Origin of the sequence: Rhodococcus rhodochrous (assembly GCF_014854695.1) — a bacterium.
Classification (GTDB): domain Bacteria; phylum Actinomycetota; class Actinomycetes; order Mycobacteriales; family Mycobacteriaceae; genus Rhodococcus.
In genome coordinates this window covers 4411826-4426430 of record NZ_CP027557.1, presented here as the reverse complement: position 1 = coordinate 4426430, position 14605 = coordinate 4411826, and the positions used below count along the sequence as shown (strand labels likewise).

Here is a 14605-nt window from a genome sequence, read left to right as displayed (position 1 = left end):
CGGTCTCTCCCGCCCAGCGGGTCGTTTCCGCGGACGCGGTGGAGCGAGCGGAACAGCGTGACCCCGATGTCTACGTGATCTGCGTCACGCTCGGAACAAAAGTCCACTACCTGCCGTTGGACGAGTCAGGCAACTTGAGCGCATGAGACTCAACTTCACTTGACGGCGTGGACCGCTCGGGTGCAGGCTTGAGTCGACCGCGCTCACCTGAGTCGAACGGGCTCAGGTCGGGCATGGAACGTTTTCGCGGCGCGCACGCGTCGCGGCTGGAACATTGGAGGAAAATTATGGCTCGTGCGGTCGGCATCGACCTCGGAACCACCAACTCGGTCGTTTCCGTTCTGGAAGGCGGCGAGCCCGTTGTGGTCGCCAACGCCGAGGGGTCCCGCACCACCCCGTCCGTCGTCGCATTCGCGAAGAACGGTGAGGTTCTGGTGGGCCAGCCCGCCAAGAACCAGGCGGTCACCAACGTCGACCGCACCATCCGTTCGGTCAAGCGCCACATCGGCACGGACTGGACCGTGGCCATCGACGACAAGAAGTACACGCCGCAGGAGATCAGCGCCCGCACGCTGATGAAGCTCAAGCGCGACGCCGAGGCCTACCTCGGTGAGGACATCACCGACGCGGTCATCACCGTCCCGGCGTACTTCAACGACGCCCAGCGTCAGGCCACGAAGGAAGCCGGCACCATCGCCGGCCTCAACGTCCTGCGCATCGTCAACGAGCCCACCGCGGCTGCCCTCGCCTACGGCCTCGACAAGGGCGAGAAGGAGCAGACCATCCTGGTCTTCGACCTCGGTGGCGGCACCTTCGACGTCTCCCTCCTCGAGATCGGTGACGGTGTCGTCGAGGTCCGCGCGACCTCCGGCGACAACCACCTCGGTGGCGACGACTGGGACGAGCGCGTCGTCAACTGGCTCGTCGAGAAGTTCAAGGGCCAGCACGGCGTCGACCTGACCAAGGACAAGATGGCCCTGCAGCGTCTGCGCGAGGCTGCCGAGAAGGCCAAGATCGAGCTGTCGTCCTCGCAGTCGACCTCGATCAACCTGCCCTACATCACCGTCGACGCGGACAAGAACCCGCTGTTCCTCGACGAGCAGCTCACCCGCTCGGAGTTCCAGAAGATCACCGGCGACCTCCTCGAGCGCACCCGCGCTCCGTTCCAGCAGGTCGTCAAGGACGCCGGCATCTCCGTCGGCGACATCGACCACGTCGTGCTGGTCGGCGGCTCGACCCGTATGCCCGCCGTCACCGACCTGGTGCGCGAGCTCACCGGTGGCCGCGAGCCCAACAAGGGTGTGAACCCCGACGAGGTCGTCGCCGTGGGTGCAGCCCTGCAGGCCGGCGTCCTCAAGGGCGAGGTCAAGGACGTGCTGCTGCTCGACGTCACCCCGCTGTCGCTGGGTATCGAGACCAAGGGCGGCGTGATGACCAAGCTCATCGAGCGCAACACCACGATCCCCACCAAGCGGTCGGAGACCTTCACCACCGCCGACGACAACCAGCCGTCGGTGCAGATCCAGGTCTTCCAGGGCGAGCGTGAGATCGCGGCGCACAACAAGCTGCTCGGCTCGTTCGAGCTCGGCGGCATCGCCCCGGCTCCGCGCGGTGTCCCGCAGATCGAGGTGACCTTCGACATCGACGCCAACGGCATCGTCCACGTCACCGCCCGCGACAAGGGCACCGGCAAGGAGAACACGATCAGGATCCAGGAGGGCTCCGGCCTCTCCCAGGAGGAGATCGACCGGATGGTCAAGGACGCCGAGGCCCACGCCGAGGAGGACCGCAAGCGTCGCGAGGAGGCCGAGGTCCGCAACCAGGCCGAGTCGCTCGTGCACCAGACCGAGAAGTTCATCAAGGAGAACGAGGACAAGGTCCCGGCCGACGTCAAGGAGAAGGTCGAGGCTGCCATCAAGGAAGCCAACGACGCCCTCGCCGGCTCCGACATCAACGCGGTCAAGGCCGCCGTCGAGAAGCTCGCGACCGAGTCGCAGGCCCTCGGCCAGGCCATCTACGAGGCGCAGGGCGCCGAGGGTGCCGCTGCCGGTGACGGCGCGGCCGCAGGTGCCGACGACGTCGTCGACGCCGAGGTCGTCGACGAGCCGAACGATTCGGAGAAGAAGTGAGTGCCGACAAGCCCGAGCAGGAACCGGTGACCGTCACCGACAAGCGACGGATCGACCCCGAGACCTTCGAGGTGCGCGACCCCGCCGAGGAGCCGCGCGCCGAGGAGGGCGAGGTGATCGAGTCGGTTCCTGCGGAGGGTGAGGCCGAGAAGGCCGAGCAGACCGAAGAGCAGTCGCAGGAGGCGAAGGAACTCGCCGAGCGCACCGCCGACCTGCAGCGCGTGAGCGCGGAGTACGCGAACTACCGTCGCCGCGCCGAGGCGCAGCGCACGGCGATCGCGGAGGAGGCCAAGGCCTCCGTCGCGGCGAAGTTCCTCGACGTCCTCGACGACCTCGACCGGGCCCGCGCCCACGGCGACCTGGAGACGGGCCCGCTGAAGGCGCTCTCCGGCAAGCTGACCGGTGTGTTCGACAGTGTCGGACTCGTCGCGTTCGGCGAGGAAGGCGACGCCTTCGATCCCGAGCTGCACGAGGCCGTCCAGATGGAAGGCGACGGTCACCACCCGGTGCTCGGAGCGGTGCTCCGCAAGGGTTACCGCTTCGGCGACCGCATCCTGCGGCACGCGATGGTGACGGTCACCGACGGCGATCCGGCGGACACGCCGGGTGACGCGCCGTCGGCGGAGCCGGGCACAGAGTAAGAACAAGAAAACGCGAGAGGAGGAGACGCCCGGTGAGCCAGCGGGAGTGGATCGAGAAGGACTTCTACAAGGACCTGGGCGTCTCCCCCGACGCAACGCAGGACGAGATCAAGAAGGCCTACCGGAAACTGGCGCGGGACCTGCATCCCGACGCCAACCCCGGTGATACCAAGGCCGAGGAACGTTTCAAGGCCGTCAGCGAGGCCAACGCCGTCCTGTCGGATCCCGCCAAGCGCAAGGAATACGACGAGACCCGGCGCCTGTTCGCCTCCGGCGGCATGCCGGGCGGCTTCCGTCCCGGCGCCGGCGGATTCTCCGGTGGGACCGGAGCGACCTTCGACATCGGCGACCTGTTCGGCGGCGGCGGCGACGGTGGGCTCGGCGACCTCTTCGGTGGCCTGTTCAACCGCGCCGGTGGCGGCACTGCTTCCACCGCCGGCCGTTCGCGTCCACGTCGCGGCTCCGATGTCGAGACCGAGACGACGCTCGACTTCCGCGACGCCGTCCAGGGCGTCACGGTTCCCCTGCGGATGACCAGCCCGGCGCCGTGCACCACCTGCCACGGCAGCGGTGCCCAGCCGGGAACGAGCCCGCGGGTCTGCCCGAACTGCAACGGAAGCGGTGTGGTCTCCCGTAACCAGGGCGCGTTCGGATTCTCGGAACCGTGCGACGACTGCCGGGGCAGCGGATCGATCATCGACAACCCCTGCAGCGACTGCCGCGGTACCGGTGTGCAGAACCGCACCCGCACCATCACCGTGCGGGTCCCCGCAGGCATCAAGGACGGCTCGCGTATCCGCCTCGCCGGTCAGGGTGAGGCCGGTCTGCGCGGCGCCCCGTCCGGCGACCTGTTCGTGACGGTGCACGTGCGCCCCGACCGCGTGTTCGGACGTGAGGGCGACGATCTGACCCTCGTGCTGCCCGTCAGCTACGGCGAACTCGTCCTCGGCGGCACCGTCTCGGTGCCGACCCTCGACGGCCGCGTCGGACTGAAGATCCCGCCGGGAACGGTCGACGGCCGGGTCCTGCGGGTCCGCGGACGCGGCGTCCCCAAGCGCGGGGGCGGCGCCGGTGATCTTCTCGTCACGGTGAAGGTCGCGATCCCGCAGAATCTCGACGAGAAGGCGACCGAAGCGCTGCACAACTATCTTCGTGCAGAAGAGGCAAGCGGTTTCGATCCTCGAGAGGGATGGGCAGGTGCGTGATGAGCGAGACGAGAATGCCACGGGATCTGTCACCGGACCCCGATGCGCGCGTCTACGTCATCTCGGTGGCAGCAGAACTCGCCGGGATGCATGCGCAGACGCTGCGTAACTACGACCGGCTCGGACTCGTCACCCCGCACCGCACCAGCGGTGGCGGCCGCCGGTACTCGCCGCGCGACGTCGAACTGCTGCGCGAAGTGCAGCGCCTCTCCCAGGACGAAGGTGTCAACCTCGCCGGGATCAAGCGGATCATAGAGCTGACCAACCAGGTCGAGGCGCTGCAGCAGCGCGTCGCCGAACTCAACGCAGAGGTCGCCCAGTTGCGTTCGACGCGCGGCGATCTGGTGCCGATTCCGCGCAGCAACGCCCTCGTGGTGTGGAAGCCGCGCAACAGACGAGACTGACCGCACCGCGGTCGAGCGGGACTGATCCGCCGGAACGGTCGAGAACGAAAATCTCCCGCCCAGCGAGACGATCGCCCTGTGCGGACCCGAGGTCTGCCTAGTGTGGCGTGTTCCACACGAACGGTCGACGGAAGGCAACAGTCATGGCGGAGTGGGCGGAAGAATGCGACGTCCTCGTGGTGGGGTCGGGAGCCGGAGGGTGCTGCGGTGCGTACACCGCTGCACGCGAAGGGCTGTCGGTGATCCTCGTCGAGGCGTCCGAGTACTTCGGCGGCACCACGGCGTACTCCGGGGGCGGCGGCGTCTGGTTCCCCACCAACGCGGTCCTGCAGCGCGCCGGTGACGACGACACCCTCGAGGACGCACTGACCTACTACCACGCGGTCGTCGGCGACCGCACCCCGCGCGAGCTGCAGGAGGCCTACGTCCGCGGCGGCGCCCCGCTGATCGACTATCTCGAGTCCGACGACGACCTCGAATTCATGGTCTACCCGTGGCCCGACTACTTCGGCAAGGCGCCCAAGGCCCGTGCCCAGGGACGTCACATCGTCCCGTCGCCGCTGCCCATCGCCGCCGATCCCGAACTCAACGAGTCGATCCGCGGCCCGCTCGGCCGCGAACGCAACGGCGAACCCCTGCCCGACATGCTCATCGGCGGTCGCGCGCTCGTCGGACGATTCCTCATCGCCCTGCGCAAGTACCCGAACGTGGAGCTGTACCGGAACACTCCGCTCGAGGAACTGATCGTCGAAGACGGTGTGGTGGTGGGCGCGATCGTCGAGAACAACGGTGAGCGACGGACGATCCGCGCGCGCAAGGGCGTCGTCCTCGCCGCCGGCGGTTTCGATCAGAACGACGAGATGCGCAGCAAGTACGGCGTTCCGGGCGCCGCACGGGATTCCATGGGTCCGTGGTCGAATCTGGGCAAGGCACACCAGGCGGGTATCGCCGTGGGCGCCGATGTGGACCTGATGGGTGAGGCCTGGTGGTCGCCGGGTCTGACCCATCCGGACGGACGTTCGGCGTTCGCGCTGTGCTTCACCGGGGGCATCTTCGTCGACCAGGACGGTGCGCGGTTCACCAACGAGTACGCGCCCTACGACCGTCTGGGCCGCGACGTCATCGCCCGCATGGAGCGCGGCGAGATGACGTTGCCGTTCTGGATGATCTACGACGACCGGAGCGGTGAGGTCCCGCCGGTCGGGGCGACGAACGTGCCTCTCGTCGAGACCGAGAAGTACGTCGACGCGGGACTGTGGAAGACCGCCGACACCCTCGAGGAACTCGCCGAGCAGATCGGTGTGCCCGCCGAAGCCCTGAAGGCGACCGTTGCGCGGTGGAACGAGTTGGCCGTGAAGGGAGTCGACGAGGACTTCGGTCGCGGGGACGAACCTTACGATCTCGCCTTCACCGGCGGTGGTTCCGCGCTGGTCCCCATCGAACAGGGACCCTTCCACGCGGCGCAGTTCGGCATCTCCGACCTCGGCACCAAGGGCGGTCTGCGGACCGACACCGTCGGGCGCGTGCTCGACAGCGAGGGCGCTCCGATCCCCGGCCTGTACGCGGCGGGCAACACGATGGCCGCACCGAGCGGCACCGTCTACCCCGGCGGCGGTAATCCGATCGGCACGAGCGCGCTGTTCGCGCACCTGTCCGTGATGGACGCGGCCACCCGCTGACACACGAACGAACCGGGCCCGGGAGGATACGCAGGTATCCCTTCGGGCCCGGTTCGTCGTCTCAGGGCCGGGTGACGACGAAGTTCGCTGTCATGAACGGATATCCGTCCTCCACCATCGCCGCGACCGCGAAGCCGTGTCGGTTGACACCCTCGATGTGGGTGCCGTCGCCGTTCGCGACGCCGGTGCCGTAGTTGTTGGCCATGAGCGCCACGGTCGCGTCGCCGGGCATCGTGTAGTCGATCTGGATGCCGAACCCGCGCCGGTCGGCGCTGCTCGCCGAGACCGTCTCGGTGGAACGGGCCGGGACCACCGCGGCCGGCTCGTCCACCCATCTGCCGTAGGGGTTCTCGGTCGACGTGAGCACCATCGGTGCGTCGGTGTCGTTGCGGATCGTCACCGAGATGGTGGGCCCGTCGGTGGGAAGGGAATCGGCTGTCGCGGCGGCCGGTGCAGTGATCGCCGCTGCGGCGGTCAGCACTGCCGCTGCGACAGCGCGGGTGCGGTACTTCATCGTGCTCCTGGCGGTTGACGACTCGTGGTTCTCAGCCGTGCCTGGCCGGCCGCCAAAGTGTACCCGTCGGTAGCCCGATCCGTCGGTCTTCGGCGATCAGGCCGGGACGAGGTCGCTGACCTGCGCAACAAGCTCGAGCGAGCGCAGCCACGCGTCGCGTCCGGGAGCCGACGACACGACGATCAGCTCGTCGGCCTGCGCGCGCTCGGTGAACCGGTCGAGGTAGTCGCGCACCTCCTGCGGCGTGCCCACGGCGGTGTACCGGAGCATCTCGAGCACCTGCATGCCGGCGGGAGAGTCGAGCAGCATGTCGATCTCCTCCTCGCTGAACGTGCGCCCGCGTCCGACCATCTGGACGACCCGGGCCCGCTTGGTCGCCTCGAACAGCGACTGCGCTTCTTCGGTGGTGTCGGCGGCGATCACGCCGACACCCGCGATGACGTGCGGCTCCGGGTGGTCGGGGGAGGGCTGGAACTCGCGGCGGTACAGCCGCACCGCGTCCTCGAGGGCCTGCGGCGCGAAGTGCGACGCGAAGGCGTACGGAAGACCGAGCAGGGCAGCGAGTTTCGCGCCGAACAACGACGAGCCCAGGATGTACAGCGGAACGTCGGTGCCCTTACCGGGGATCGCGTCGACTCCCGGGATCCGCGACTCGCCCTTCAGATAGGCCTGCAGTTCGAGGACGTCCTGCGGGAAGCTGTCGGCCGACGTCGGGTCGCGGCGCAGCGCCCGCATGGTCTTCTGGTCGCTGCCGGGGGCGCGGCCGAGACCGAGGTCGATGCGACCGGGATGCAGGGTGGCGAGGGTGCCGAACTGTTCGGCGATGGTCAGCGGAGAGTGGTTCGGCAGCATGATGCCGCCGGCGCCGAGACGGATCGACGAGGTGTGCGCGGCCACGTGCGCGATGAGCACGCTCGTCGCCGACGAGGCGATCGTCGGCATGTTGTGGTGTTCGGCGTACCAGATTCGCCGGTAACCCCACTGCTCGGCGAGCTGGGCCATCTTCACGCTGGCGTCGAAGCTCTCACGGGCGGTCTCACCCTTGCCGATGTGTGCGAGGTCGAGGATGGAGAGGGGAACGGTCACCGGTAATCCTTCGCGTCGGGGCCCGGTATCGGCCGCCGGGCACACCTTCGGAGCAACCTCGACCGGTGACCGTCTATTCCCTCACCCGTCGTTCCGCATCGCCGACGTTCGGTGTCACCGCCGTTCGAAACCGCCGTAGGTGCCCTGGAAGAACAGCAGCGGACCGCGGGAGTGCAGCGACGTCAGCCCCGTGACCCGGGCGAGCACGATCGTGTGGTCGCCGGCCTCGTACTCGGTCTCCACGGTCGCCTCGACCCGCGCGAGGGCTCCCTCGAGCGCCGGAGCGCCGTTGTCGCCCGGCTCCCAGCGCACCCCGCGGAACTTGTTGCCGCCGCTCACCGCGAACGCACCGCACAGGGTGCGCTGGCTCTCGGACAGGACGTTGACGGCCAGGTTGCCGACCTCCCGGATCCTCGGCCAGGTCGTCGACGTGCGGGCGGGACAGAACGAGATGAGCGGCGGGTCCAGCGAGACCGACACGAACGACTGGCATGCGAATCCCAGCGGTTCGTCGCCGTCGAGCGCGGTGATCACCGTGACACCCGTGCAGAAGTTGCCCATCACGTCGCGGATCCGCCGAGGATCCAGCACCGCGTGTTCCGCTGTCATCGAGAAGCTCCTATCGGTCGGTTCGTTCCAGTGTCCGTCACCTGTGGTGCGGCGTGCGAACCGTGTCCCGCCGATCGGTCAGCGAACACGCATGTCGCTCGGTGCCCAGACTGCGCGCATGCTGGTGATGCGTCCCTCGTCGTCGAACGTCATCACGTCGATGGGTTCGATCTCGTAGGTCTGCTCGCCCGCCTTCGTGACCACGCGGAAGTGGAAGGCCGCGGTCGACCCGGCGATCCGGAGCGTGAGCAGCTCGGTGGTGTTCTCGGTCGCCTCGACACCCTTGTAGAACTCGGTGATCGCTGCCCGGCCCACGCGAGGCTCGCTGCCGGCAGGATCCTCGAGGGTGGCGTCGTCGGCGTAGAGGGCGGCGATGTCGGCGGCCACGCCGGCGGCGACGGCATCGAGATAGGCGTGCACGGTGGTGCGGATGCGCTGCGTGCGGGCGTCTGCTTCGGACACGGTCATAGCTGTTCCTCGGATCTGATGATGGTCAAGGGGCGACTTCGTCGACGTTATTCGCGTCGTGGTGGATATGGGGTCGCGCTCCCGCGCAGCGGGAGATCCGCGGCGTTCCCGAACGCCTCCCCGTACAGCTCCGTGAGAGCCTCGAGCTGCTCGCAGTAGTGGTCGGCCGACTCGGCGGTCACGCCGGCGCCGATGATCGTCGCACCTGCCGACACGGCGCGATCGAGCCTCCTTCTCGTCCGGTCCGGGTCGCCGATCGGATCCAGACCCGCAGCCGGCAGCACGACCTCGAATCCGGACTGCACCTGTCGCTCGGCGAGCATCGCTTGCACGTCGTCGAACGACAGGCCGAAAGGAACCCAGCCGTCTGCCAGTTCGCACGCCCGTCGCAAGGAGCGTGGTGTGCGCCCGCCGATCCACAGCGGCACCCGCGGTTGTACCGCGTTCGGTTCCACGACCATGTCGGAGAACTCGAAATACTTTCCGCGATAGGACGGTACGCGCTCGGAGAGTGCGGCACGCAGCGCTGCCAGGGAATCGTCCGCCCGCTCACCACGATCGGTGAAGGGGGCATCGAGCAGATCGAACTCCTCTCGTAGCGTGCCGACGCCGAGGCCCAATATCAGCCGACCTGCGCTGACGGTATCGAGAGTGCCGTAGCGCTTCGCGATCTCCAACGGATGGTGATAGCCGAGCACCAGTACCTGCGTGGCGAGCCGGATCCGTTCGGTCCGTCCCGCCAGGTAGCCGAGTGTCGCCGACGGATCCCAGTACGTTCCGCCACGGACTTCGGCCACAGGCACCGGCACGGCCACGTGTTCGCTGCAGGTGAGGTGATGAAATCCCAAACGGTCGGCGGTCACCGCGATCCGTGCCAGTTCGTCGATCCCGGCGGTTGCTTCCCATTCGTTGCACGCACCCGGAAGTCGCGTGACGATCGGACTGGTGATTCCGATCCGCACCTTCGGATCTCGGTTCGGCACAGGGGCCATGACAGGACACTCCTTCGCAACGTCGTCTCCGGGCAGTCTGCGCGCGGCGGGCGCAGGACGCACGAACCGTCCCGGTCTCCGGACTCAGCCGATACGACGGGCGGCGTGTTCGCCGGCGATGCGGCCGAACACGAACGCATCGGCAATGTGGAAACCGCCGTCCTTGGCCCAACTGAATGTCGAGCTCACCGTGCCTGCGGCATAGAGTCCCTCGATGACCGTGCCGTCCGTGGCGAGGACACGGGCGTGTTCGTCACGACGAGGCCCACCGTTGGTCCACGCCAGCATCGGTCCGCTGCGGTAGGCGTAGAAGGGGGGGTCGAGAAGTGGCACCAGCGTGGCGGTGGAACGCCCGAAGCGCTCGTCCACCCCCGCAGCGCATGCAGCGTTGTACTCCGAGATGCTTTCTGCGAGAGCATCTGCGGGCAGTCCTGTCACCACGGCAAGCTCTTCCAGCGTGTCGCCGCGTCGTATCCAGCCGGCTTCGATCTCCGTCATGTTGTCGGAGCTCCACCGATAACCGTTCATCAACACGTTCCATCCGACCGGGAGGATGTCGGCCGAGCCGCTGATCGGACCGGCCGACCTCGTCTTCTCGTCGAACACGACCCACATGGGGCGATGCGGATGCAGAACGTACCGCCCGTCGATCAGCGCCTGTCCGTGCCCCGACGGGACGAACTCGTCCACGAATCGGCGGCCCGTGTCGTCGACCCAGATCACGCCACGCGAATGAACGAACATCGCGAAGTAGCCGTGGCGGGAGGCCGGGTCGGTGATGCCGTTGACCGCCATCATGTTGTCCATGTGCCACAGATCCGCCCCGACCTCCTGTGCCATACGGAGGCCGTCACCGGTCGCGGCCGTGCTTCCCCACACCGGCACGTCCTCGAGTCCGAGGTGAGTGCGTACCAGTTCGGGGTCGCCTTCGAAGCCACCGGTGGCGAGCACGACGCCGCGCCCGGCGTCGATCCGTTCACCGCCGGCGGTGACGACGCCGGTCACCGAACCTGTGAGCGCGTCGGTCGTCAGGCGCGCAACGGGCGTCTCGTACCGCACGTCGATGCCGCGATCGTGCAACGCCTTCTCCAGGACCGCGAAGAGTCGACCCTGGCCGAGTGTCCCCTCGACACAACGCAATCCTCCGTAGCAGTCGCTCCCGGGCAGCTCGGGATACTCCGCTCCGGCCGCGTTGAAGTGACCGTGCGGCCCCACCTCGACACCGAGCGATTCGACCCATGCGGACACCTCTCGGGTTCCGTGGGACCACGCTCGGACGACGGGCTCGGGCAGGGGCCGATCGTCGCCGCACAGCGCGCGCAGATACACAGCAGCGCGTTCGGGATCGTCGTGATGGAACCAGCCGCCGCCCGACACCCGCGTGTTCCCGCCGGCCTCGCCGGGACCGGTCTTCTCCAGTACGACCACTCGGGCACCCGCGTCGTGGGCGGCCAGAGCGGCGGCGCAACCGGCGGCACCCATCCCGACCACCACCACGTCCGCGTGTTCGATCTCGTCGTGTTCCACCTGGGATCCGGGTTCTCGGGACATTGCTGCCTCCCTCGGCATCTACGAGCGAACCGGGTTGCGCGCTCGCGGACAAACTACGAGGAGTTTCACGGCTCCGGGACGGTCATGGTCTGCTCACCGGGAGGGTTTCCGGGATCAGGCGATCGGAGCGAACCGTGCGGCGACCAGGGCGCCGACCTCCGTCATCGCGGCCCTGGCCCGTGCCAGTGCGTGGGTCTGCATGAAGAATCCGTGCCCGACCCCCGGATAGCGGATGACGGCCGTCGGCACCCCCGCTTCCTGCAGGCGTCGTCCGTAGTCCTCCACACCGTCCCGGAGGGGATCGGCATAACCGCAGATCACCACCGCAGGAGGGAGCCCGCTCAGATCGGTCGCCAGCACCGGGGTTCCGTACTCGTCGTCCTCTGCCGGATCATCGCCCAGATACAGCGATTTCATCCAGTCGATGTCCTCGGCCCTGAGAAAGGGACTGTCGCCGAAGCGGCGCATGGACGGTCGATCACATCGGCGCTCGAGACCGGGGTACACCAGTACCTGCTGAGCGATCCGGGGCCCGCCTTCGTTGCGGGCCCGGAGAGCTGTGGCCGCGGCCAACCCGCCGCCGGCGCTGTCGCCGCCCACCCCGATACGGTCCGGATCCAGACCCAGATCGTGAGCGTTGTCGTGTGCCCATCGGAGTGCTGCCCAGGCTTCGTCGTGGGCCACGGGATATCGGTGTTCGGGGGCGAGTCGGTAGTCGACGTTGATCACCACGGCCCGCGTCGATTCGGCGACCTCGCGCGCGAGCCGGTCGAACGAATCGAGGGTGCCCATGATCATGCCGCCGCCGTGGAACCAGACCAGTGCGGGTGCGTGTCGATCCGGCACCGAACGAGGGCGGTAGATGCGCACGGGAACGGTGCCGTGGGGTCCGGTGAGTTCCCTGGACTGCACGGAGCGCATGTCGGGGCCGGCGGGCCGGACGATCGACTCGAGGGAGTGGCGGGCTGCTTCGACCCCGGTGTCCCGCAAGGAACCGACGCCTCGCGCGCGGATCGCCTCGACCAGCTTCCTCACGTCGGGGTCGTAGACGTCGTCGGGTGCGGACGTGGCACCGTGCGCGGTGGTCATGATGTCGCTTCCTCCGGGTCTCCGGTCACCGTCGATCGGTGACCGTCGGGTGTGGACTGCTCCTCATCCTCGTGGCCGGGTCCGTCCGAGCGAAGGCTTCGTCCCACTGAAGTGACGTATTTCGGTCGACCGCTGGCCGGGAGATCGGGTTCCGGACCCGTCGCCCCCGGTCTTAGCGTGGCCGGACGCACCACATCGAGGAGACCCACATGTCATTGCATCCTGAAGTCGAGTCCATGCTGAAAGCCCTGGATGCGGGCTTTCCGGATGTCACCACGGTTCCGCCCCCGGAACTCCGTGACCTGATCCGCAGTCGTCGTGCACCTCTTCAGCACCTGCCCGCCATGCGGGACGTCCACGACATCACCATCGACGGGCCCGGTGGAGACCTCGCGCTCCGTGTCTATCGGCCCGAGAGTTCCGAGGACGCGATTCCGGTGGTGGTCTTCGCCCACGGTGGTGGCTTCGTGTTCTGCGATCTCGACAGTCACGACGAGTTCTGCCGTTCGATGGCGGAGGGCGTCGGCGTCGTCGTCGTGTCCGTCGACTACCGACTCGCACCGGAACATCGTGCGCCGGCAGCGCACGAGGACATGTACGCGGCACTCGAATGGGCGGCCGGCAACATCACGACGTACGGGGGAGATCCCACGCGCATCGTGCTCGCAGGTGACAGTGCCGGGGGGAACCTCGCCGCGACCGTCGCCCTCGCAGCGCGCGACGGTGGGGGGCCTGCAGTGTTCGGCCAGGCGCTGTTCTATCCGGTCATCGACGACGACTTCGACACGGAGTCGTACCGGAAGTACGGGTCGGGGTACTACAACACCACCAAGGCGATGAAGTGGTACTGGGAGCAGTACGCCCCGGACGGCAGGGACGATCCTCGGGTGATCCCGACACGGACCGAATCGCTTGCAGGACTGCCGCAGGCTGTCGTGATCACCGCCGAACTCGATCCACCGTGCTCGTCCGGTGACGATTACGCGCAACGACTCGCGGACGCCGGTGTGGAAGTACGGCATCGACGATTCGACGGTCTCTTCCACGGATTCCTGACGTTCCCGTCGCTGTCGCTGACGGAGCCTGCACGGCAGGAGATCTGGAAGATGATGCGCTCGCTGTTCGAGTGACCGCACCCTGCTGAAGACGAGTCCTCGGACCATCACCGATGGTCCGAGGACGTCGTCGTTCTCACTCGATGGCGATGTCGTCGACGGCGCAGAAGGTATGGCACACCCGTTCGCGGACAATCACTTCCGGACACTCCGGGTCGAACCAGCGGTCGACGATACTCCAGTGGACCGGATGATTCAGGTACTGGCCCATGAGAGCGTCGTGATCGGTGAACTCCTGCTCCCACACGTGCGTCCATTCGGTACGGCCCACCGAATCCGCTACCCGGCTCAGGCGCCAGGCGACGATCGAGGGGATGTACCCCGGCATCTTCAACAGGTCACCTTCGAACTCCTCGACGGCTTCGACCGAGGCGTCGGGATCGACCCGCACCAGAAGCGCCCGGTAGACCGTGTGCGGCTCGTCCGGGCGTCTGTGCGCCGAGGCGGTCGGATAACCGACTCCGTCCACATACATCGCGGGAGGTGTACGGAGGGTGACGTCGAAATCGCCGATGTGGCGAGCGGCGATCTCTGCGGAGGGAAAACGGAGGTGCACAAGGACATTGCCGCCGTTGATCACGCCGGGGAGGGTGGGAGCCACGAAGTGTCCGACCGTGTCGAGTTCCTTGGCGGTGATCCGAACGGTGTCGACGTATTCGGCGCAGCCCGCAATGCTTGCGGACTCGTCGAAGTGCACGACTCTGACCACGTTAAACATCGGCAAGTCCTTCGATGTCGGCGGCCTGGGCGGCCATCGTCCGCGAGCGCTCGGTGATGTACTGATCCATATCCGACCACCACCGTCCGAGTTCGGGGTCTCGTCGTCCCTGTCGGGTCATGTTCCACCACGACTTCACGCCGTCGACCGACCACATGATGGTGACCACGTTGGTTTCGTCGTCGGACCAGAGCGGAGGACTGACGAGGATCCGGTCGAGCGTCATTCCTCGTCCACGTCCCCCCGGTACGTATTCGGCGATGTATCTGTCGACGAACGTACGTGCACATCCCGGTTTCGTGATCACACGGTCGACCACGAAGATATTCTCCTCTGTCATATCGAGAACCTACGGTCGTAGGGAAGTTCCAGGACGACCGTATCCCGCTTCGCGGGAGGGTTTTC

At 67.4% G+C, this 14605-nt stretch carries 15 protein-coding genes; 6 read left to right on the top strand and 9 right to left on the bottom strand.

What is annotated here, in order from left to right; all coding sequences use genetic code 11:
- Positions 1–287: 287 nt before the first annotated feature.
- From dnaK to C6Y44_RS20435, 5 genes are all read left to right on the top strand, one after another.
- Positions 288–2129: a molecular chaperone DnaK gene (gene dnaK, locus C6Y44_RS20455; protein WP_088898851.1), complete on the top strand. Its 1842-nt coding sequence runs from the start codon at positions 288–290 to the stop codon at positions 2127–2129.
- Positions 2126–2770, top strand: coding sequence for a nucleotide exchange factor GrpE (gene grpE, locus C6Y44_RS20450; RefSeq protein WP_159417594.1), 645 nt, complete (start codon positions 2126–2128; stop codon positions 2768–2770). Before dnaK ends, grpE begins: the two co-directional genes overlap by 4 nt.
- 32 nt (positions 2771–2802) lie before the next feature.
- Positions 2803–3975, top strand: a complete 1173-nt coding sequence (gene dnaJ, locus C6Y44_RS20445) for a molecular chaperone DnaJ (RefSeq protein WP_016695958.1) — start codon at positions 2803–2805, stop codon at positions 3973–3975.
- Entirely contained in the window at positions 3975–4379 is a 405-nt protein-coding gene (locus C6Y44_RS20440) for a heat shock protein transcriptional repressor HspR (protein WP_016695959.1), read from the top strand. Before dnaJ ends, C6Y44_RS20440 begins: the two co-directional genes overlap by 1 nt.
- Before the next feature lie 143 nt (positions 4380–4522).
- Entirely contained in the window at positions 4523–6058 is a 1536-nt protein-coding gene (locus C6Y44_RS20435) for an FAD-binding protein (protein ID WP_159417595.1), read from the top strand.
- A 61-nt stretch (positions 6059–6119) separates the two neighbouring features.
- Here C6Y44_RS20435 and C6Y44_RS20430 read toward each other — a convergent pair whose 3' ends face one another.
- The 7 genes from C6Y44_RS20430 to C6Y44_RS20400 all read right to left on the bottom strand — a co-directional run bounded on the left by C6Y44_RS20430 (position 6120) and on the right by C6Y44_RS20400 (position 12367).
- Complete coding sequence (locus C6Y44_RS20430; protein WP_159417596.1) at positions 6120–6572, bottom strand: hypothetical protein; 453 nt, start codon at positions 6570–6572, stop codon at positions 6120–6122.
- Between the two features lie 96 nt (positions 6573–6668).
- Entirely contained in the window at positions 6669–7658 is a 990-nt protein-coding gene (locus C6Y44_RS20425; RefSeq protein WP_159417597.1) for an LLM class flavin-dependent oxidoreductase, read from the bottom strand.
- A 114-nt stretch (positions 7659–7772) separates the two neighbouring features.
- Positions 7773–8267, bottom strand: coding sequence for a flavin reductase family protein (locus C6Y44_RS20420; RefSeq protein WP_088898858.1), 495 nt, complete (start codon positions 8265–8267; stop codon positions 7773–7775).
- Between the two features lie 78 nt (positions 8268–8345).
- Entirely contained in the window at positions 8346–8735 is a 390-nt protein-coding gene (locus C6Y44_RS20415; protein ID WP_085469130.1) for a nuclear transport factor 2 family protein, read from the bottom strand.
- Positions 8736–8782: 47 nt separating this feature from the next.
- Positions 8783–9697, bottom strand: coding sequence for an LLM class F420-dependent oxidoreductase (locus C6Y44_RS20410; RefSeq protein WP_225623839.1), 915 nt, complete (start codon positions 9695–9697; stop codon positions 8783–8785).
- 114 nt (positions 9698–9811) lie between these two features.
- Entirely contained in the window at positions 9812–11278 is a 1467-nt protein-coding gene (locus C6Y44_RS20405) for an FAD-dependent oxidoreductase (RefSeq protein ID WP_159417599.1), read from the bottom strand.
- A gap of 114 nt (positions 11279–11392) precedes the next feature.
- A complete protein-coding gene (locus C6Y44_RS20400; RefSeq protein ID WP_159417600.1) occupies positions 11393–12367 on the bottom strand; it encodes an alpha/beta hydrolase in 975 nt (324 codons plus the stop codon).
- 209 nt (positions 12368–12576) lie between these two features.
- On the opposite strand from C6Y44_RS20400, the gene C6Y44_RS20395 reads away from it, so the two are divergent.
- Entirely contained in the window at positions 12577–13497 is a 921-nt protein-coding gene (locus C6Y44_RS20395) for an alpha/beta hydrolase (RefSeq protein ID WP_159417601.1), read from the top strand.
- A gap of 61 nt (positions 13498–13558) precedes the next feature.
- On the opposite strand, the gene C6Y44_RS20390 is transcribed toward C6Y44_RS20395, so the two are convergent.
- Positions 13559–14200 (bottom strand): Dabb family protein, encoded by a 642-nt coding sequence (locus C6Y44_RS20390; protein WP_225623622.1) that lies wholly within the window; start codon positions 14198–14200, stop codon positions 13559–13561.
- A complete protein-coding gene (locus tag C6Y44_RS20385; protein ID WP_159417602.1) occupies positions 14193–14540 on the bottom strand; it encodes a hypothetical protein in 348 nt (115 codons plus the stop codon). Before C6Y44_RS20385 ends, C6Y44_RS20390 begins: the two co-directional genes overlap by 8 nt.
- Positions 14541–14605 lie beyond the last annotated feature (65 nt).